Raw genomic sequence first — 19,380 nt, forward strand, 5'->3', positions numbered from 1 at the left:
TCCCCTTACTGCTTTGGCAGCGCCTGGCCGAAAGAGGTGTCGATCAATTGGTCGATCACCTGGTCCACGTTCACGCCACGGCGCACCAATTCCTCGGACACCAGGATCGGCGCAGCGGCCTTGGAGGACAGCACATCCTGGGCGGTCAGCAACGGGCTGCCGAGGTCGGTGCGCGACAGTTGCAGCTTGGCCACTTCCAGCGGCAGGCCGGCTTCGTCGGCGAGCAATTTGGCGAAATCATCCGGGTGTTTCACTGCCCAGTCGCGGGCTTTTTCATAGGCGCCGAGCACCTTGCTGATGGTCTGCGGATGCTCCTTGGCGTACTGCTCGGTGACGCTGACCACGCCGTAGCTGTTGAAGTCCTTGTTGCGGTACAGCAGGCGTGAGCCGGCCTGAATTTCACTGGCGGCCATGTGCGGGTCGAGACCGGCCCAGGCGTCTACGTCACCTTTTTCCAGCGCCGTGCGGCCGTCGGGGTGTTGCAGGTGAACTAACTCGACGTCGTCTTTTTTCAGCCCGGCTTGTTGCAGGCTGCGCAGGGTGAACAGGTACGGGTCGGTGCCTTTGGTGGCGGCGATTTTCTTGCCTTTCAGATCCGTCACGCGGTTGAACGGCGAGTCTTTGCGCACCACCAGCGCGGTCCACTCGGCGCGGCTGTAGACGTACACCGATTTGATCGGGCTGCCATTGGCGCGGCTCAACACCGCCGACAGGCTGGCGGACGAGGCAAAGTCGACGCCGCCGCTGTTGAGGTATTCCAGCGAGCGGTTGCTGCCTTGGCTCAGTACCCAGCCGACTTTGCTGTTCGGCAGCGCTTGTTCCAGCCAGCCGAAATGCTTGAGCACCAGGCTGACCGGTGAGTAGTAGGCGTAATCCAGGTTGACTTGCGCGGGGTCGGCTTCGGCGGCGAAGGCTTGCGGTTGCACACACAAGATGAGGGCGCAGGCGCCCAGTAAGCGTTGGGTGAAGGGTTTCATGGAACAGCTCCGGACAAGGCGGTGAGAGAAGGCTTTTCTTATATTCAGAAAATTGAAATGACATGTTCCATCATGCTCAATCGGAATATGCAGTCTCTGTGCCATCTGTTGTCGGGGCGTATTTGCTGGGGTTCAGGTCAATTGTGTTGTGGTGTGAGAGGGCAGTGTGTTGATCCGCTGTTGCCAGGTGAACAGTGCGTATATATCCATATCGAATAAATAAAGAGTTATATATTCCTTTTAATGGATGATTGAGTGGCGCATTTTGAGGGCCTGCGCATTCGTGCGGATTGACCCAACAGCCAAAAGGAAAGCCGACATGACTATTAAAGCGATCAACGTGCGCAACCAGTTCAAGGGCGTGATCAAGGAAATTCTGCTGGGGGAAGTGGTGTCCGAAATCGACGTGCAGACCGCGTCCGGCATCGTCACCTCTGTGATCACCACCCGCTCGGTGCGTGACCTGGAATTGAAAGTGGGCAGCGAAGTGATTGCCTTTGTGAAGTCGACCGAAGTGTCCATCGCCAAGCTGTAAACCCCGATCATTTGGGGGGGGCTGGCTTGCCTGTGATAGTCATAGGTATCTACGCAACTCTTTGTGTTGCTTTGCGCCTGTTAGGGGGTTAGGTAGATTGAGTACATATCCGTTGCTGCGGTTACGGCTGCTTAGGGTTCCGCCCTTACGGCGGGTCACTTTTTTACAAAGCGCCTAAAAAAGTAACCAAAAAACGCTTTGCCCCACCACTCGGTGCCTCGCCTGGGCTCGGCATGCCCGCACTCCGGCTTGAATCCGTGGGCCGCCGCAATGGGCCATCCTTGGCCCAGTGCGGCTAACCCGGCGTCCTGCCGGGTTACCCACGGATTCAAGCCTGCGTTCGGCCATCGTGGTTAACGGGGCCTGTCAGATCAAGATCAAAAGCAGATCAAAAGCAGAGCACGGCGGCCTGGTAGCCGACCTGAGTGGTAGAAGCCACAGCAGGGCAAAAGCACAGCAGAAGCAGATCAGAAGCAGATCAGAAGCAGAATTGCTTTTCTGTGGGAGCTGGCTTGCCTGCGATGCGGACACCTCGGTCCACCAAGTACACCGAGTTGATGCTATCGCAGCGGTTCGGCGGTCCGACAAGCCAGCTCCCACATTTGATTAGGTTCAGCTTCCAAGATCAGGTCGGCTGTCAGGCCGCCTCGGTTTTGCTTTTGATCTAACCACTCAGGTCGGCTACTAGGCCGGCGTGCTCTGCTTTTGATCTTGATCTGTTTTTGATTTTGATCTTAGGCGCCCCGTTAACCACGCTGGCCGAACGCAGGCTTTGGAGCGTGGGTAACCCGGCAGGACGCCGGGTTAGCCGCACTGGGCCAAGGATGGCCCATGGCGGCGGCCCACGGTCCAAAGCCTGCGTGAGGGCACACCGAGCCTAGGCGAGGTGCCGAGTGGTGGGGCAAGAGCCCTTTGGTTACTTTGGGGCTTTTCCAAAGTGACCCGCCGTAAGGGCGGAACCCATGTCAGCCGTGACCCAAACAACGGATATGTACTCAGCGCCCCCCCGACAACCACAGCACTCAACCCGTAAAAAAAGAGGTGTAGATACCTATGCCGCGATAGCGGTCTATCAGTCACATCACATGGATGGTAAATGCGAAGCCGTCATCGCAGGCAAGCCAGCTCCCACATGGAGAGAGGCCCGCCCGCCTGGCCGTTAGTTAATGCGCGGGCCACCGCCGCCGGGTGCATGGGGTTGTGGTCTCTCCGGCGGCGCATCACTCGGCAAGCTTTTCGGCGGTGTGTTCGGGTCTTCGTAATGCTTGTGCAAGTCCCCGTCCAGTCGGTTACTCGAGGAGCCACCTTTTTGCGGGGTCTCGTCAAAGTGTTCCCACTCGGATTGCTGGAAGCGAAAAATACTGTCGTCGGTCGGCGTGTCGCGGCCTTTGTAGTGGTGGATTTCGTAGTGGGCGTATTCGACCTTGTCGGCCCAGTTGTCCTGCAATAAACCGTCGCCGGCCAGGTCGCGGTACCAGTCGTTTTCTTTCTCGGTGGCTTTCTGTTTTTTGTTGTGGTCGACAAAGTAGCCGATGATCCCGCCGACTACCGCCAGCACCACACCCACCAGGAACAGCGGCCCGGTCAATGCCGCCGCCGTGCCCGCGCCAAACAGTGCGGCGGCGCCGAGCACCCCGGCCGATGCGCCGAACGCACCGCCCGCCACTTGCAGGCCACCCGCCGCCTGGGCCAGCGGGTCTTTGCTGTCGACCCCACTCTTGATCGCCAGGGCGCCCAACACGATATCGGCAAAACCCCCGACGATATCCGTGGCCGGGCCCAGGACCTTGATCACCGAACCGGCAATCTTCGCCGACTTGGACGCACCCAACTTGGCCGCGCCTGCTGCCGCCAGGCCGTCATCCAGGTGAGTGGCCAGGCCTTCGGTGGCCTCGGTGACGGCTTTGTCGCCCTCGCCGAACATTGTCGAGATGCCGTCGTACTGGCTGTCGGGCACGGCATCGAGGGCACTGGTAATCTTGGCTTTGACGTCGCTTGGCAACTCGTTGACGCGAAACTCGAAGTTAGGCTCCTGCAGCCCGTTCTTGCCCCAAATCTCCGGCAAGGTCTTGTCCAGGCCGAGGAAGTCCACCAGGCCGCCTTTGCCCAAGGTCTCGCCGATCTTGTCGCCCAGGCGCACAAAGTGGCTGGAACCGCCGGCAAAGCTGAGGAAATCCTTGGCGATGGACATCCGCTGCGCCGGGGTTTCACCGAGCTTGCCGCCTTTGCCCACCAGTTGGTAAATCGCTGAAAACAGCGTCACGCCGGCGCCGAGGGAGCCAAGAATGCCCTTGCTGTTAAGGGTGTTGAAGACCTCGCCGAGCATGCCGCGATCGGCCACTGCGATATAGGGTTTGTTCAGTGCGCTTTTCAGGTCGGCTTCGCTGATGGAGCCGTTGTTCTTGTAGACCTCACCCAACTCTTCCAGAGCCTTGGTCACCCCGGCCGACTTTTCCTTGCCCTGCAAGCCTTCGTTGAGGAACTTCTCGAGGGTTTCCTGGGTACGGCGCGGCAGGTCGAGCAGGGTGCCTTTCAATACACCCTTGAGCAGGCCGAACAGGTCCTTGGTGGCCAGTTCCTTGTTCTCGTCGGAGATCTTGCTCGGGTCCGAAAGAATCGCATTGAGGTCGGTGGTCAAACCATCGGCCTGGATATTCTGCGCCGCTTTGCTGGCCGCTTCGGGATCGAACAGTGACAGCGAGGTCAGGGTGTCGCTCAGGTCTTTTTGCGCCTCGGAGGTCTTGCCCTGGTTTTGCAGGTCCTTGAGGTACAGCACGTAATCCGGGTTGGATGTGAGGTCCAGCAGCTTCTGCTTGATCTCGTCCTTGTTCGGCAGCTTGTTGATCGCGTCGTCCATCTTCGACTTGTAGTCGGCCTGCACGGTCGGGTCTTTGAACAGTTCGCCGATCTGCTGTTGCACGGCCTTGCCGTCGATGATGTCGTGCATGTCGGCCGAGGTCAGCTCGGTCTGCTTGTCATCGAACTCGCGCCAGGTGGTGTTGAACGGGCGCTTGGATTCTTCGTAGCCGGTGATGCCGTGGCCATTCTGGTAGGCGGCCTGGGCTTCCAGGGCGCGCACCAGCTTGGCCCGCGGGTCATCCTTGGGAATCGAGCCGTCTTTGACGCCGGCGCGGTAGGTGTCGATCAGTTGGGTGGTGGCCAGTTCGCTGACGCTCAGGGTTGGCGACTTGTCGTCTTTTTCATCGGCGTGCACGCCGGTGTCCATGTTCAGCACATCCAGGTCAGCGGACTTGGGCAGGTTGTGCTTCGTGCGGGTGTCATCGACTGCACCGGCACTGAAGGCGTCCCACTTGGCCTTGACGTCATCGTAGAGCTGCGGGCTCAGTTCCTTGGACACGATGACTTTGCCTTCGCTGGTCTCGTAGCGGATCAGGCCATCGCCCAGTTCATCGGGGGAACCAAAGGTGATGTCGGTATTTTTCAGGAAGTCATTCGGCCCCGCCAGCTTGTAGCCTTCGCTTTCGCTGGTGTGGATTTTGTCCCAGGTGTCATGCGCGGTGGCGACACTCTTGAACAGCTCGGGGCTGACATTCGAGGACACCACCACCTTGGTGCCGTCATGGAGTTCGTAGGTGAGGATGCTGTCTTTCTGGTCGTTGTTCCAACTGAACGTCTTGTAGTCATTCAGGCCCGGCACTGGCGTGTTGGCGTCGGCCAGTGTCGCGCCGTTATTCAGTTCGCCTTCCACCACGGCCTTCTTGCCCGGGTCGGTATAGACCTCGTGCAGGCCGGCCAGGTAGTCGAACAGCTTGGGGTTGTCATCACGGGCCACGACCATTTTCTGGCCGTTGCTTTCGAAGCGGATCAGCCCCGGGCCGACTTCATCGACCGGGCCGACGGTGGTGCCACCATACGGCGGCCACACTTCGTTATCGCTGGCGCGCTTGTAGCCGGCGTCTTCGCTGCTGGTGAGGCCGGTGAAACTCGCATAGTCGTCCTTGGCTTTCTGGAAGGCTTCGGGGTTGTCACGCTGGCTGATAACGACCTTGGTGCCGTCCTGGGTTTCATAGCGGATCACGCCGGGGCCGGTTTCATCAGGCGGGCCGAGAGATTTGTAATCGGCGAGTTTTTCCGGTGCCTTGCCGTCCGCGCCCAGGCTCTGGTAACCGGCGTTCTGGCTGGCAACCACGCCGGAGAGGGACTTGAAGTCTGCGCTGACTTGCTTGAACAGGTCCGGGCTGTCGTGCTCGCTGACGATGACCTTCTTGCCGTCCTGGGTCTCGTAACGAATCAGCCCCGGGCCCACTTCATCCGGCGGGCCGATGGCCTTGTAGTCAGACAGAGCAGGTGGCGGCGTGGCGTCCTTGGCCGCCAGTTCGTAGCCTTGTTGCTTGCTGGCATCGAGCCCCGATGGCGTCTTGTCCTGGGACTCGACTTTCTTGTTTGCACTGTTCTTGAGTAGCACATGGAACGCTGCGGCTGACTTAAGCGGCGTACCGGGAAGGGATTTGGGGTCGGACGAACGATCAAGGGGCTGGGTCGCCATGCCATGGAACTCCTGCTGTTGCCGGTGGGACTGAAAGGCAAAAACAGTAACAGCAGGGGTTCGGCACTCGCTGCGAAACGTTGTGAATTGCGCCCTAACGGTGACGCAGTGCGTGCGCCATGCGTTGCAGGCCTTCTTCGAGCATCGCCCGTGGGCAGCCGAAGTTCAGGCGTACAAACTGCTGGCTGTCATCGCCGAATTCGATGCCTGCGCTCAAGCCGACCTTGGCCTGTTCCAGGAAGAATTGCTGTGGGTCATCCAGGCCCAGGGCGCTGCAATCCAGCCAAGCCAGAAAGGTGCCCTGAGGGGCATGCATCACCACACCCGGCAAACGGGTTTGCACGGCATTGAGCAGATAGTCACGGTTGGCTTGCAGGTACTGCACCAGCGCGTCCAGCCAGTCGCTGCACTGGCTATAGGCGGCGCGGGTGGCTTCCAGGCCCAGCGGGCTGACACTGTCGACCATGCCGCAGCGGGCATTATTGAAGCGCTCGCGCACCTCGGCGTTCTGCACCACGGCAAAGCAGGTCTTCAAACCGGCCACGTTGTAGGCCTTGCTCGCCGACATCAGGGTAATGGTGCGCTGGGCGATTTCGGGACTGAGGCTGGCGGTAGGGATGTGGCGGCGGCCATCGAAGCACAGTTCGGCATGGATTTCGTCGCTGATGATCAGCGCGCCGTTTTCCAGGCAGGCGTTGGCCACGGCGAGCAGTTCTTCGCGGGGGAAGACTTTGCCCATGGGGTTGTGCGGGTTGCTCAGCAACAGTGCACCGGCGCCGGTCAGTGCCTGGCGTATCGCGGGCATTGGTGTGATGTATTCGCCGTTGATCAGTTCGAACGGCACTTCGATACGCGGCAGGTTCCAGTGACCCGGTGCCAAGCGGATCGGCCGGTAATTGGGGGTTTGCAGCACCACCGGTTGGCCCGGTTGCACAAACGCATGCAGGGCCATATTGAAGCCGGGCTCGACGCCGGGCAGGAACAACAGCTCTTCAGGCTGCACGCGCCAGGCGTATTTGGCCCACAGGTCAGCGACGATGGCTTCGCGCACGTCCGGGCCGGCGACGCTGTAGCCAAGGATTTGCTGATCAAGGCGAGCATGCAGCGCGTGCAATATCGCGGGTGGCGCGGCGATATCCATGTCGGCGATCCACATCGGCAAGATGTCTTGCGGGTAGCGGCTCCACTTGGTGCTGCCGGTGCCGAGGCGGGGGTGGATCGTGTCGAAATCAAAGCTCATGGGCGGCTCGTATCAGAGAGGCAGGTGCAAGAATGGCGCTGATTCTAGCGCCATTAATTTTATAGGCCAGTGCTGATTGCCTGCGACAATTGTCGGTGTGCCTGTTCCACCGCCCGGGCGACCGCTTGTTCTCCGCGCACCATGGCGCCCAGGTAGACGAAATCCACGCTGTGGATGCCCACCGTCGACAGGATCGCGGTCAGATAAGGTGTCAGGAAATCCGGCTCATGCCCCTTGCGTGAATTGCCGCAACTGACCAGCACAAACGTACGCAGATCCTTGAGCAACCCGACTTTTTCGAACTGTGCATTCACCGTGAAACTGCGATGAATACGCACCACATGGTCGATCCAGCCCTTGAGCGCCGCCGGCACGGTGAAATTGTGCACCGGGGTGCAGAGGATCAGCAGGTCACAGGCTTCCAGCTCGACGATCAATTGTTCCGACAACGCCGTCGCGTTGCCGCTTAAGCCGCCAGGCGTGGTGAGTGCATTCGCATACTCACGGGTCAGCGGCGGCAATGCCTGGCCGCCGTAATCGCGCTCGCTGACCTCGGCGCCCGGCACCACGTCATCCAGCAGCGCGCGGGCCAGCTTGAAGGTCTGCGCGGCCTTGCCGTGGGGGCTGAAGCTGAGTAACAGGGCGCGGGTCATTGGCTCAGGTCCTGGGAAAAATGCATGCCGCGCGGCAACAAGCCTTGACGGAAGTAGAAACGCTGGGCCAGGACCATATGCAAGCCGGTGTCCAACACCAGGTAGCGATAACCCCGGGTGCGGGTTTCTTCGCGCACCCGCTCGAGCAGTTGCTCGCCCAGGCGTCGACGTTGCAAAGCCGCATCGACCACCAGGTCATCGACATAGATAAACCGCCCGTAGAGGGTGTTTTCGGTCAGCCGGTAGCCGGCCAGGCCGATGACCCGGCCGTGCTCGCGCGCGGCCAGCAAGTGGTAGCCATTTTGGCGCTGGCGCTGGACTTGTTCCGCGAAGCTGATGGCGTCGGTCAGGTGCGGCCGCAGTTGCTGCATCAGCGCAAAGCTGGCGATGCAGTCGGCCTCGGTTTCCATCGGCGCGAATTCGACGTGCTCATTCATCGTTGAGGTTCTCCTGATGGGCCTTGACCGCCGTCGGCACTTTGCGAAAGCTGATGGCGACGCGGTTCAAAGCGTTCATCAGGGAAATGGCCAGGGTCAGGTCAGCGACTTCCTTCTCGCTGAACATTGCCGCCACGCTGACGTAATCCGCTTGCGGCACCTGGGTTTGCGCGACCTGGGTGACCACCTCGGCCCAGGCCAGGGCGGCACGTTCACGCGCGGTAAACAGCGGCAATGCTTCGTGCCAGGCCGCCAGTAGCATGATTTTTTCCAGGCTCACGCCTTGCTTGAGCAGGTCGCGCGAATGCGAGTCCAGGCAATAAGCGCAGCCGTTGAGTTGCGAGACCCGCAGGTACACCAGTTCAATCAATTCTTTCTCCAGGCCGCAGCCATGGATATAGCTGTGGACTGATCCCAGGGCTTTGTAACCTGCAGGGGCGGCTTTGGCGTAATCGAGACGGTGTTTCATGGGCGATCCTTGTTTGCGTAAGGGATGCGCCATTTTCGGTGGCGGCACGGCCGCTCAACAGGGGCATGATTGGACAAGTGGGTTGGGACATGATCAGACTCCGCTTTGTCATTCTGCCGAGCCTGTTTGCGATGTCGTCACTGCCCAAATACCAGGAAATCTACCGCCGCTTTCGTCTGGCCATTGATCAGGGCCAGCTTGGCCCGGGTGATCGCGTGCCGTCGGTGCGCAGCCTTGCGCTGGAACTCAAGGTGGCGCGCGGAACGGTGGAAGCGGCTTATCAACTGTTGGTCAGTGAGGGTTTCTTTGAGGCGCGGGGGCAGGCGGGCACCGTCATTTCCAGGGCATTGCCGCAGGTTGCGATGAAACCGCAGCCGGCCGCACTGCCGCAGGCCTCGGCAACCCCGGCGTTGCAAATGGGGCAGCCGGCGCTGGATGCGTTCCCGCGCAAACTGTGGGCACGACTGGTCACCCGGCAGGTGCGCCGCACCGATGCCGACAGCCTGGGCATGGGCGACGTGCGTGGCGCCCAGGCGTTGCGTGTGGCGATTGCCAGCTACCTGGCGTTGTACCGGGGCGTGGAATGTACGCCACAGCAGGTATTTGTGTGCTCAGGCTATGCGGGGTGCCTGACGCTGGTGTGCGATGCGCTGCAGATGGCGGGGCAGCGTTGCTGGTATGAAGACCCGGGTTATCTGCACGCACGGCAGCTATTGATCCATCAAGGTGTTGAGCTGGTGCCGGTGCCGGTGGATCGGGATGGACTGGATGTCGGGCAGGGCATCCAGCGTGATCGGCAGGCGCGACTGGCGGTCGTGACCCCGGCCCATCAGAGCCCCCTGGGCGTGGCGTTGAGCTGGGCGCGGCGGCAGGCTTTGCTGGCCTGGGCGCAGGAGCAGGGCAGTTGGGTGGTAGAGGATGATTACGACAGTGAGTTTCGCTACCAGGGGCAGCCGTTGGCGGCGCTCAAGAGTCAGGATGTGCAAGACCGGGTGATCCATGTCGGGAGCTTCAGCAAAATGCTGTTTCCGGGGTTGCGGCTGGGCTATCTGGTGGTGCCCGCGCAGTTGGTGGAGGCTTTCGAGCACAGCGCCCACGCGTTGCAACAGCGCAGTGCGCAGTTATTGCAGCTGACGGCGGCGGATTTTCTGGAACAGGGCCATTTCACCCGACACCTGAAAAAGATGCGCCTGTTGTATGCGCAGCGCCGAGGGTTTTTAGTGGAGGCGTTACGCGTGCATTGCGCGGCGTTTTTGTGCGTGGATGAGCAAGCCGGGGGGATAAATCTGTTGGCGCGGTTGGTGGTGGCGGTGCCGGATCACGTTGTCGCCGAGGCGGCGAATCGCGAAGGCCTTGCCCTTCAAGCGTTGTCGCAGTGGATGCTTGAACCGGGGCGCGAGCAAGGCTTATTGATGGGCTTCACCAATGTCGTAACAGCGCAGCAGGCGACGGATGTGGCCCTGAAATTGTCCGGCATTCTACAGGCCTGCCTCAATCCAAAGAGGGGGGCGGGCTTGCTCGACAAAGCAGGGAACCCGTCGGGCCGCCCGTGATTGAAAGATCGCATCGCGAGCAAGCCCGCGGCCACATTTGTCGGTGTTCGGCTTATAAACCCTGGCTGGCGCGAATCAAGTCATACGCCTTGCGCGCAATCGGATTCGCTGTATTCGGCCGAATCCACAAGTAATAGGTCACCTCCGGCAGTCGCGGCAACCCATCCGTTTCCCCGAGCACGCGCATATCCGGCCCCAACATCTCCATGCTGCGCGGCGTTACGCCCAGGCCTGCGCGGGTTGCGGCCTTGATGCCGATCAGGTTCGACGCCAGGTACGCCTGCCGCCAGGGAATATTGGCCCGTTCCAACGCCTCCAGCGCGTAGCGCCGGTAGATGCTTGGCTCATCCACCAGAATCAACGGCAGCGGTTCACCTGGCTGGTGAATGTACTGCGCCGAACAAATCCACCACACCGGCGAGGTGCGCAACGCAAACCCCTCAAGATTCGGGTCGGAGCGGGTGGAAATCACCATGTCCACCTTGCCCCGGTGCAGGTCATCCATCAAAAACGGGCTGCGCCCCACGTCGATTTCCAGGCGCAGTCGCGGGGCCGAGCGGGCGATGTGGCTCAGGATGGGCGGCAGAATGGTGTCGGCGATGTCGTGGGGCGAACCGATACGCAGCACCCCGCTCAAGCTGCTTTCGCGCAGGGAGTTCAACGCGTCATCATTCAGCGAGAGCATCTGTCGCGCATGGCGCAACAGTTGCAAACCCGGCTCGGTCAGTTGTTTTTGGCGGCCGCGCTTTTCGAACAGGCTCACGCCCACTTGCTGCTCCAGGCGCTGCATGTGCTGGGTCACGGACGATTGGGTACGCGCCAGGTGCGTGCCGGCTTCGGCAAAGCTGTGGTGATCGACCACCGCGATAAATGTGCGCAGGAGCTCTAAATCAAGGGTCGACATGGCCATTTCCAAGGGCGGTTTTATATCAAGAGTGCGAAGTTAAACATTACATATTTTAATGTGTTGTCGGGAGTGTTTTTTAAAAAGACCAATAAATAATGGGTTATGCCTGAATGAAAGGCGGTGCTTACACTGCAAGTTATAACGATATGAGATATTTGCATTTCCGTTGCCACCGCACTCTCCCTAGCATGCCCCTCCATCAGGTCGGGGTACGCCGACCATTCGCCAGGGGGAAGTCCAATGATGTTCAAGAAATGGTTGCCGGTGGCCCTGGGATCGATGATCGCCTTGGGCGCCACTGCGGCGGCCCAGGCCGATGCGACACTGGACAAAGTCGAGCAGCGCCATGTGCTGGTGGTCGGCGTGTTGTTGTCCGGCGGGCCGTTCGGCAGCATTGATCCCGCCACGCAGAAGCCCAAGGGATTGAACGTGGACCTGGCTAACGAACTGGGGCGTCAGCTCAAGGCCGATGTGCAATTGGTGCCGGTGTTGCCCGCCAACCGCGTGCAGTTTCTGCAGCAAGGCAAGGTTGACCTGCTGATTGCCAATATGGAATGGACCGCCGAGCGCGGCGAAATCCTTGGCTTTGTGCCAACGCCGTTCTATCGCGTCGGCGGCACTGCGGCGGTGCTCAAAGACAGCAAGATCACCCGTTGGGAAGACCTTAGTGGCCAACCCGTGTGCACCTCTCAAGGCAGCAGCTACGTCAAGCCGCTGACCGAGTTCGGCGCCCAGATCAAGGCGTTCAAGAGCTCGTCCGAATCGCTGCTGGCACTGCGCGGCAACAACTGCGTCGCGGCGGTGCATGACTCCACCCTGATCAACCCACTGATCAACGACAGCGCCGAATGGAAGGACTACCGCGCCCTCAGCCCGGAGCTCAACCCGGCGCCGTCGGTGATCTGGACCCGTCGCGGCGAAGGCGATACCCAGGCCCGGCTCGACCCGATCGTCAAGGAACTGCACCGCAGCGGCTGGCTGATCGAAGCCCAGACGCGCAACCGCATCAGCCCGGCGTCGCCAGCGCTGGTGGAGTTGCAACAACAGTTCAAGGGCGCTTGAGATGAATCTGAAAACCCTGACCGCACTCGGCCTGGCCCTGTGCGCCGGCTTCGCCCACGCCGATGCCACCCTCGACAAAATCCAGCAACGCCACGCCATCAGCGTCGGCGTGATCCTCAGCGGCCCGCCGTTCGGCACTATCGACCCCAAGACCGGCGAGCACCTGGGCTACAACGTCGAACTGGCCAAGGGCATTGGCCAGGTGCTGGGCGTGGAGACCAGAACGGTCTCGGTACTGGCGCCCAACCGCGTGCAGTTCCTGCAACAGGGCAAGGTCGACATCTTGATCGCCAATATGCAATTCACCGAAGAGCGTGCCGACATCCTCGACTACGTGCCCACACCGTATGAGGAAGTCGGCGGTGCGGCGTTGATTCGCAAGGGCGCCGGCATCACGCAATGGGCCGACCTCAAGGACAAGCCGGTGTGCGTGTCCCAGGGCAGCAACTTCATCAAGCCGCTGCAGGAAACCTACGGCGCGCAGATCAAGGCGTTCCGCAGCCAGTCCGAATCGTTGTTGTCGCTGCGCGGCAACGGTTGCGTGGCCGCCGTACACGTCAGTCCGACCATGCATGCGCTGCTCAATGAAGCCGAATGGGACGGTTACGAAATCCCCTTGCCGGGTGATTTGATCCCGTCGAAGTCGGTGATCTGGATTCGCAAGGGCGAACACGACACCCAGGCCAAGCTCGATGCCATCGTGCGTGACTGGCATAAAACCGGATTTCTGATTGCCCTCGGCGAGCGCACCGGTATGGCGCCGTCCCAGGCCTTGCGGGATTTGCACGAGCAATACAGCCATGAGTGAAGCGCTTTTTGCCACCTTGCAACAGCTGCTCGGCGCAACCCATGTACAAACCAGCGAAGAAGCGGCGCCGTACCTCATTGACAAGCAAGGGCGCTACACCGGCCAGGTAATCGCGGCAGTGCACCCGGCCAATACCGATGAAGTGGCGGCGGTGGTGCGTGCCTGCGTGGCCTTGAGCGCGCCCATCGTGGTGCAGGGCGGCAACACCGGTCTGATGGCCGGCGCCACGCCGGACGCCAGCGGGCGCTCGGTGTTGCTGTTGCTCGACCGCATGGACCGCGTACGCACTGTCGATACCGACAACGACACCCTCACGGTGGAAGCCGGGTGCATCCTGCAGAACATCCAGGACGTGGCGCGCGATGCCGATCGCTTGTTCCCGTTGAGCCTCGGCGCCGAAGGCAGTTGCACCATCGGCGGCAACCTCGGCACCAATGCCGGCGGCACAGCGGTATTGCGTTACGGCAATACCCGCGAGCTGACCCTGGGCCTGGAGGTGGTGACTGCCGAAGGCGAAATCTGGCATGGCCTGCGCGGTTTGCGCAAGGACAACACCGGCTACGACCTGCGTGATTTGTACATCGGCAGCGAAGGTACCCTGGGGATTATCACGGCCGCCACCTTAAAGCTGTTCCCGCTGCCGAAAGCCCAGGCTACGGCGCTATTAGCCTTTGATGAACTGGCCCAGGCGGTGGCGTTTTTGTCCCATGCCCGCGCCGGCTTTGGCGCCAACCTGACGGCCTTTGAACTGCTGACCGCTGATTGCCTTGCGTTGTTGCGCGAACAATTTCCGGACGGTCCGCAGCCTTTTAAAACGGCGAGCCAGCCCTGGTTTGCGTTGATTGAACTCTCGGATAACCACGGCGAAAGCCACGCCCGCGAGGCCTTCGAGCGGGTGCTCGGCGATGCCTTCGAGCAGCAACTGCTCAGTGACGCCTTGATCGCCGAGAGCCTGGCGCAAAGCGAGGCGCTGTGGCTGCTGCGCGAGAACATGAGCGAGGCGCAGAAGCGCGCCGGGCGCAACATGAAGCACGATATCTCGGTGCCGATTTCCCAGGTTGTGGCCTTCGTTGCCCACACCGACGCGCTGCTGCAACAGCATTTCCCCGGCGTGCGCAACTTCACCTTCGGCCACCTGGGCGACGGCAACCTGCATTACAACGTGGCACACCCATTGGATTCGACGGTGGACGCACACATGGCTCACTACGCCGAGTTGAGCGCGTTGGTGCATGACAGCGCCCATGCCCACGGCGGCTCGATCAGTGCCGAGCATGGCATCGGTCAGCGCAAGGTCGGCCTGCTCAGCCGCTACAAGAGCCCGGTGGAGCTGGACCTGATGCGCCGCATCAAGCAGGCGCTTGACCCGTACAACCTGCTCAACCCGGGCAAAGTCCTTGAGGTGCAGCCATGACCGTACGTTTGTCCAAACGCGTGCAGCGCGTGTCGCTGTCGGCCAACGCCGCGGCCAAATCCCGCGCCACCGAATTGCGTGACACTGGCCGCGATATCCTCGATCTCACCACCGGCGAGCCGGATTTCGACACCCCGGAACACATCAAGCAAGCCGCCTACACCGCCATCGCGGCGGGCGCCACCAAGTACACGCCGACGCCGGGTGTAAAGGCGCTGCGCCTGGCTGTGCAACGCAAACTGGCCGGGGAAAATCACCTGGACTACCCACTGGCGTCCATCGTGATTGCCAACGGCGCCAAGCAAATCATCTTCAATGCTTTCGCCGCCACCTTGGATGAAGGTGATCAAGTGTTGGTACCGACGCCTTACTGGCCGTCGTTTCCGGACAGCGTGCGCTTCAACGGCGGCGAACCGGTGTTCATCGAATGTGGGCTGGAGCAGGGCTGCAAGTTGCTCCCGGCCGAGTTGCAACAACACATCACTGAGCGCACGCGCTGGTTGATTCTGAATGGCCCGGGCAACCCCAGCGGCGCGGTCTACAGCGACACCGAATTGCAGGCGTTGGCCGAGGTGCTGCGTCGCCATCCTCAGGTGCTGATCCTGCTGGATGAACTGTACGAGCACATCCGCTTCGATGGTCGCCCGGCCCAGAGTCTGCTGAACGTCGCGCCGGACCTGCAGGACCGTTGCCTGCTGGTCGGCGGTGTGTCCAAGACCTACGCCATGACCGGCTGGCGCATCGGCTTCGGTGCCGGGCCGAAAACCCTGACCGATGCGATGGCTGTGGTGCAATCCCAATCCACCTCTGGCGCATCATCGGTGGGGCAGGCGGCCGCGTTGGCGGCGTACACCGGCGGGTTGGACTTCCTCGCTGAGCAGGTCGCGGCTTACCAGTTGCGGCGAGACATTTTGGTCACGGCCCTTAACGGTGTCGAGGGCCTGGAAGTCCTTGAGCCTCAGGGCGGCTTCTTTGTATTCGTGCGTTGCGCCGGGCTGCTGGGGCGCCGCCGCCCGGACGGCCAGCGCGTGGACAACGACGGCGATGTGGTCGCCTGGCTGCTGGAGGAGGGCGTAGCCGGTGTGGCGGGCAGTGCCTATGGCCTGTCGCCGTGGTTTCGCTTGTCCATCGCCACGGCGACCGACAGCGTGGCCGAGGCCGGGCGGCGTATCGCGGCAGCCTGCGGAAAATTGCGATGATGGAGCTTTTCGTCCATTGGGCCGCAGGCTTTGGTCTGAACTACACCTTCCTGCTGGACGCCTACCAGCGCGGCAGCCTGGTACAAGGCGCGCTGACCACCGGCCTGTTGTGCCTGTTCACGATCATTGGCAGCCTGCTGGCGGGTATCAGCCTGGCGGCGATGCTCACCTGCGGCAATCCGTGGCTGGCCAAGCCGGCGCGGGTGTTTGTCGAGGTCACGCGCAATACGCCGACGCTGGTGCAGCTGTATTGCGCGTTCCTGGTGCTGAACATGTTGCTGACCCAGGCGGTCGGCGCGGCCAACCCGCTGACGCCGTTTGCCTGGGTGGTGATTGTGATCTCCCTGCACAAAGGCGCGTTCCATGCCGAGGCCTTGCGCGCCGGGATCGAAGCGGTGCCCGCCGTCACACTTGAAGCTGCCAGTTCCCTGGCGTTCAGCAGCCGTCAATTGCTTTGGAATGTGCAGTTGCCCCTGGCGGTGCGCTTTGCCTTGCCGTCGCTGATCAACAACCTGATTGACCTGGTGAAGATGACCGCCGTGGCCTCCGCGATCGCGGTGGGCGACATCACCTACGCCGCGATCATGATCTGGACCCAGAGCGACAACGTGCTGGAACTGATGATCCTGATCCTGAGCTTCTTCGGTCTGCTGAGTTTTATCGTCAATTGTGTGGGGCGCTGGCTGGAAGCGCGCCTGAGGATGCCCGGCTATGGCCATTGATTCATTTCCGGTGCTGTCAGCGTTGTGGCAGTGGTCACCGGCGCTGGTGGCGGGCTTCGGCCAGAACATCCTGATCAGCCTGTTGGCGATTGCCATCGGCTCGTTGCTCGGCCTGTTGATCGGTGCGCTGGCGTTATCGCCGGTGGGGATTGTTGCGCGACTGTGGGTGCAGGTGTTTCGCAATGCGCCGTGGCTGGTGCTGATCTATTTCACCACCTACGTGTTCCCGTTCGAAATTCATATTGGCAGCAGTTACGTGTCGTTTCCCGACTGGGTCAAGGTCACCATCGGCCTGGCCTTGCCGGCGAGTGCCAACGTCGCGGAGATCTTCCGGGGTGCCATCGGTTCGATTCCCAGCACCCAGTGGGAAGCCGCACGCTCGCTGGCGTTTACCCGCGGGCAGCTGTTCCGTTCGATCATCCTGCCGCAGTGCTTCAAGCGTATGTTGCCGCCGTGGATGAACCTGTATGCGGTGGTCACCATGGGCACGGCGCTGGCGTCACTGGTGGGTGTGCATGACGTGATCGACACCGCGCAGATCGCCAGCAATACCGTGAATCTGACCGGTTTTACCGTGGTGATCTATCTGAGCCTGCTGGTGTTGTTCTTCGCCTATTGCTACCCGATTTCCCGTCTCACCCAACACCTGGAGCGCCGTTATGCCTTCTATTGAACCCCTGGTGAGCCTGCGGGATATCCACCTGTCATTCGGCAGCAACCCGGTGCTCAAGGGCATCGACCTGGAGGTGTACCGAGGTCAAGCGGTCTCGATTATCGGCCCGTCGGGTTCGGGTAAGTCCACCATTCTGCGTTGCATTACGGGGTTGTTGCAGCCGCAGCGCGGCACCATTCGTGTGGGTGACACCCGTGTGGACACCCTGACGCAGGAAACCCAGCGTATCGAGTTGCGCAAGCGCGTCGGCTTTGTGTTCCAGCAATACAACCTGTTCCCGCATTTATCCGTTTTGGAAAACCTGGTGATTGCGCCGCGCAAAGTGTTGGGCCGCAACCGTGCAGACGCCGAGAAAGACGCACGAGCGCTGTTGGCCAAAGTGCGCATGGAGCACAAGGCCGACGCCTATCCGGGCCAGTTGTCCGGCGGCCAGCAGCAGCGCGTGGCGATTGCCCGTGCCCTGGCAATGCGCCCGGAGCTGATCCTGTTCGATGAAGTGACCTCGGCGCTGGACCCGGAAACCGTCGGTGAAGTGCTGACGGTGATCCGCGAGCTGACCGAAGAGGGCATGACCTGCGTGCTGGTCACCCATGAAATGCGCTTCGCCGAAGAGATCAGTGACTTGGTGTACTTCACTGAAAACGGCGTGATTGTCGAGCACGGCAGCGCAGCCCATATTTTCCAGAACCCGAGCAGCGAACGCACCCAGACGTTCCTGCGTCATGCCCTGGGCGATTCGGGGCGCCGTGGCCCCATCGCCCACGACCCGTACCTGTTGACCAATTTGAGCCGTTACAGCCTGTCAGTCTGATAAGAGGAATACCGTCATGAGTAGCGTAAACCGTGCCGCCGTTATCGAGGCGTTTTTGCAGCAGATTCGCGTCATCAACCAGCGCGGCGTAGACCGCGCGGCCCTGGTGGAAATCGTCAGCCTGCTGGAAGACCTGGCTGAGCGTCGCGACCTGTTCAACTTCGACGAATTTCCCGCGCCGGTGCCAGGGCAGGGCAGCACAGCGTTTCGCTATCGTTTGAATGACGACGGTGACACCCCGACGCTGTACCTCAACTCGCTGTTGCCAGGCAAAAGCACGATCGCGCATAACCACGATACCTGGGCAATCATCAGTGCGATCGAAGGCCAGGAAATCAATTACGTCTACGCGCGCAATGACGAGGGCCGTGAGCCGGGGTTCACCACCCTGACCCTTGAGAAAGAAGTGATTGTGCAGCCGGGCACGTCGATCTCGTTTCTCGGTGCAGACCTGCACGGTATTCGTGTCGAAGGCGAGCAGGCGACCTTGCATTTCCACCTCTACGGCTTGCCGCTGGAATCGCTGAACGGCCGGTACGGCGTGGAAGCTGACGGTCGCATCCTCAATTACAACGCCTCGCAGATGGCGCCGTCGATCAAGGCCTATTTGTAAGCACGCCAACGATCAAATGTGGGCGGGGGCTTGCTCCCGAAAGCATCGGGTCAGACACATCAGCATTGCCTGATACACCGCATTCGCGAGCAAGCCCGCTCCCACATTGGGTGCAGCGTTCATCCCAGGGGTTTTTATGATTGATCTGTATTACTGGCCAACGGGCAACGGCCTCAAAGTCGGCATCCTGTTGGAAGAGTTGGGGCTTGAATACCGCCTGCTGCCGGTGAATATCCGCGAAGGCGAGCAAAAGCAGGCGAGCTTCCAGCGCATCAGCGCCAATGGGCGGATTCCGGCCATTGTCGACCATCGCACCGAAACGCCGCTGAGCCTGTTTGAGTCCGGGGCGATCCTCAATTACCTGGCTGACAGCGCCGGGCAATTCCTGCCGCCGGCCGGGAGTGCCGCGCGGCAAAAGGTGCAGGAATGGCTGTTCTGGCAGGTCGGGCATATCACCCCGTACCTGAGCCAGTTGCAGCTCTTCAAGGAGAAGGCGCCGGAGCCGATTCCGTTCGCCCTCGACCTGCTGAATGCCGAGGCCACGCGCCTCTATGGCGTGCTCGAACAGCGCCTGGCCGAGGTGCCGTATGTGGCCGGTGAATACTCGGTGGCGGATATGGCGATCTTTCCGTGGATTCAGCCGCTGCGCCAGGGCCAGGCATTGGCGGACTACCCACATATCCAGGCCTGGCGCCTGCGCATCAAAGCGCGACCGGCGGTGCAGCGGGCCTATGCCAAGGGGCTCGAAGTGGCACCCGGCGAGCGCTCGTTGGCGTTGCAGTAACTCTTTTCTTAACTTG

General features: G+C 61.1%; 18 protein-coding genes. 11 read left to right on the plus strand and 7 right to left on the minus strand.

Annotated features, from left to right (window positions below):
* Positions 1-5 precede the first annotated feature (5 nt).
* Entirely contained in the window at positions 6-977 is a 972-nt protein-coding gene (locus A7J50_RS13445) for an aliphatic sulfonate ABC transporter substrate-binding protein (protein WP_064452238.1), read from the minus strand.
* A 319-nt stretch (positions 978-1,296) separates the two neighbouring features.
* On the opposite strand from A7J50_RS13445, the gene A7J50_RS13450 reads away from it, so the two are divergent.
* Complete coding sequence (locus tag A7J50_RS13450) at positions 1,297-1,512, plus strand: TOBE domain-containing protein (RefSeq protein WP_003173733.1); 216 nt, start codon at positions 1,297-1,299, stop codon at positions 1,510-1,512.
* A 1,159-nt stretch (positions 1,513-2,671) separates the two neighbouring features.
* Here A7J50_RS13450 and A7J50_RS13455 read toward each other — a convergent pair.
* The 5 genes from A7J50_RS13455 to A7J50_RS13475 all read right to left on the minus strand — a co-directional run bounded on the left by A7J50_RS13455 (position 2,672) and on the right by A7J50_RS13475 (position 8,818).
* Positions 2,672-6,019, minus strand: a complete 3,348-nt coding sequence (locus A7J50_RS13455; RefSeq protein ID WP_064452239.1) for a hypothetical protein — start codon at positions 6,017-6,019, stop codon at positions 2,672-2,674.
* A 94-nt stretch (positions 6,020-6,113) separates the two neighbouring features.
* Entirely contained in the window at positions 6,114-7,259 is a 1,146-nt protein-coding gene (locus tag A7J50_RS13460) for a MalY/PatB family protein (protein WP_064452240.1), read from the minus strand.
* A gap of 59 nt (positions 7,260-7,318) precedes the next feature.
* Positions 7,319-7,912, minus strand: a complete 594-nt coding sequence (locus A7J50_RS13465) for an FMN-dependent NADH-azoreductase (protein WP_064452241.1) — start codon at positions 7,910-7,912, stop codon at positions 7,319-7,321.
* Positions 7,909-8,349 carry a GNAT family N-acetyltransferase gene (locus tag A7J50_RS13470; protein ID WP_064452242.1) on the minus strand — a complete coding sequence of 147 codons (441 nt, stop codon included), beginning with the start codon at positions 8,347-8,349 and terminating at the stop codon, positions 7,909-7,911. Before A7J50_RS13470 ends, A7J50_RS13465 begins: the two co-directional genes overlap by 4 nt.
* Positions 8,342-8,818, minus strand: coding sequence for a carboxymuconolactone decarboxylase family protein (locus tag A7J50_RS13475; protein WP_064452243.1), 477 nt, complete (start codon positions 8,816-8,818; stop codon positions 8,342-8,344). Before A7J50_RS13475 ends, A7J50_RS13470 begins: the two co-directional genes overlap by 8 nt.
* A 131-nt stretch (positions 8,819-8,949) precedes the next feature.
* Between A7J50_RS13475 and A7J50_RS13480 the strand changes: the two genes are divergently transcribed.
* The gene (locus A7J50_RS13480; RefSeq protein WP_064454928.1) at positions 8,950-10,371 is read left to right on the plus strand and encodes a PLP-dependent aminotransferase family protein; all 1,422 of its coding nucleotides are present in this window, start codon (positions 8,950-8,952) and stop codon (positions 10,369-10,371) included.
* 52 nt (positions 10,372-10,423) lie between these two features.
* On the opposite strand, the gene A7J50_RS13485 is transcribed toward A7J50_RS13480, so the two are convergent.
* The gene (locus A7J50_RS13485; RefSeq protein ID WP_420492090.1) at positions 10,424-11,275 is read right to left on the minus strand and encodes a LysR substrate-binding domain-containing protein; all 852 of its coding nucleotides are present in this window, start codon (positions 11,273-11,275) and stop codon (positions 10,424-10,426) included.
* Positions 11,276-11,518: 243 nt separating this feature from the next.
* On the opposite strand from A7J50_RS13485, the gene A7J50_RS13490 reads away from it, so the two are divergent.
* The 9 genes from A7J50_RS13490 to A7J50_RS13530 all read left to right on the plus strand — a co-directional run bounded on the left by A7J50_RS13490 (position 11,519) and on the right by A7J50_RS13530 (position 19,364).
* A complete protein-coding gene (locus A7J50_RS13490) occupies positions 11,519-12,340 on the plus strand; it encodes a transporter substrate-binding domain-containing protein (protein WP_064452245.1) in 822 nt (273 codons plus the stop codon).
* Between the two features lies 1 nt (position 12,341).
* Positions 12,342-13,148 carry a transporter substrate-binding domain-containing protein gene (locus A7J50_RS13495; protein ID WP_064452246.1) on the plus strand — a complete coding sequence of 269 codons (807 nt, stop codon included), beginning with the start codon at positions 12,342-12,344 and terminating at the stop codon, positions 13,146-13,148.
* Complete coding sequence (locus tag A7J50_RS13500; RefSeq protein WP_064452247.1) at positions 13,141-14,562, plus strand: FAD-binding oxidoreductase; 1,422 nt, start codon at positions 13,141-13,143, stop codon at positions 14,560-14,562. Before A7J50_RS13495 ends, A7J50_RS13500 begins: the two co-directional genes overlap by 8 nt.
* A complete protein-coding gene (locus A7J50_RS13505) occupies positions 14,559-15,761 on the plus strand; it encodes an aminotransferase class I/II-fold pyridoxal phosphate-dependent enzyme (protein ID WP_064452248.1) in 1,203 nt (400 codons plus the stop codon). The genes A7J50_RS13500 and A7J50_RS13505 overlap by 4 nt, the downstream gene beginning before the upstream one ends.
* A complete protein-coding gene (locus tag A7J50_RS13510; protein ID WP_064452249.1) occupies positions 15,758-16,483 on the plus strand; it encodes an amino acid ABC transporter permease in 726 nt (241 codons plus the stop codon). The genes A7J50_RS13505 and A7J50_RS13510 overlap by 4 nt, the downstream gene beginning before the upstream one ends.
* Positions 16,473-17,156 (plus strand): amino acid ABC transporter permease, encoded by a 684-nt coding sequence (locus A7J50_RS13515; RefSeq protein WP_064452250.1) that lies wholly within the window; start codon positions 16,473-16,475, stop codon positions 17,154-17,156. The genes A7J50_RS13510 and A7J50_RS13515 overlap by 11 nt, the downstream gene beginning before the upstream one ends.
* A complete protein-coding gene (locus tag A7J50_RS13520) occupies positions 17,143-17,967 on the plus strand; it encodes an amino acid ABC transporter ATP-binding protein (protein ID WP_064452251.1) in 825 nt (274 codons plus the stop codon). Before A7J50_RS13515 ends, A7J50_RS13520 begins: the two co-directional genes overlap by 14 nt.
* 16 nt (positions 17,968-17,983) lie before the next feature.
* Positions 17,984-18,580 carry a hypothetical protein gene (locus tag A7J50_RS13525; protein WP_064452252.1) on the plus strand — a complete coding sequence of 199 codons (597 nt, stop codon included), beginning with the start codon at positions 17,984-17,986 and terminating at the stop codon, positions 18,578-18,580.
* A gap of 136 nt (positions 18,581-18,716) precedes the next feature.
* A complete protein-coding gene (locus A7J50_RS13530; RefSeq protein WP_064452253.1) occupies positions 18,717-19,364 on the plus strand; it encodes a glutathione S-transferase family protein in 648 nt (215 codons plus the stop codon).
* Positions 19,365-19,380 lie beyond the last annotated feature (16 nt).

Origin of the sequence: Pseudomonas antarctica, assembly GCF_001647715.1 — a bacterium.
GTDB classification, from domain to species: Bacteria; Pseudomonadota; Gammaproteobacteria; order Pseudomonadales; family Pseudomonadaceae; genus Aquipseudomonas; species Aquipseudomonas antarctica_A.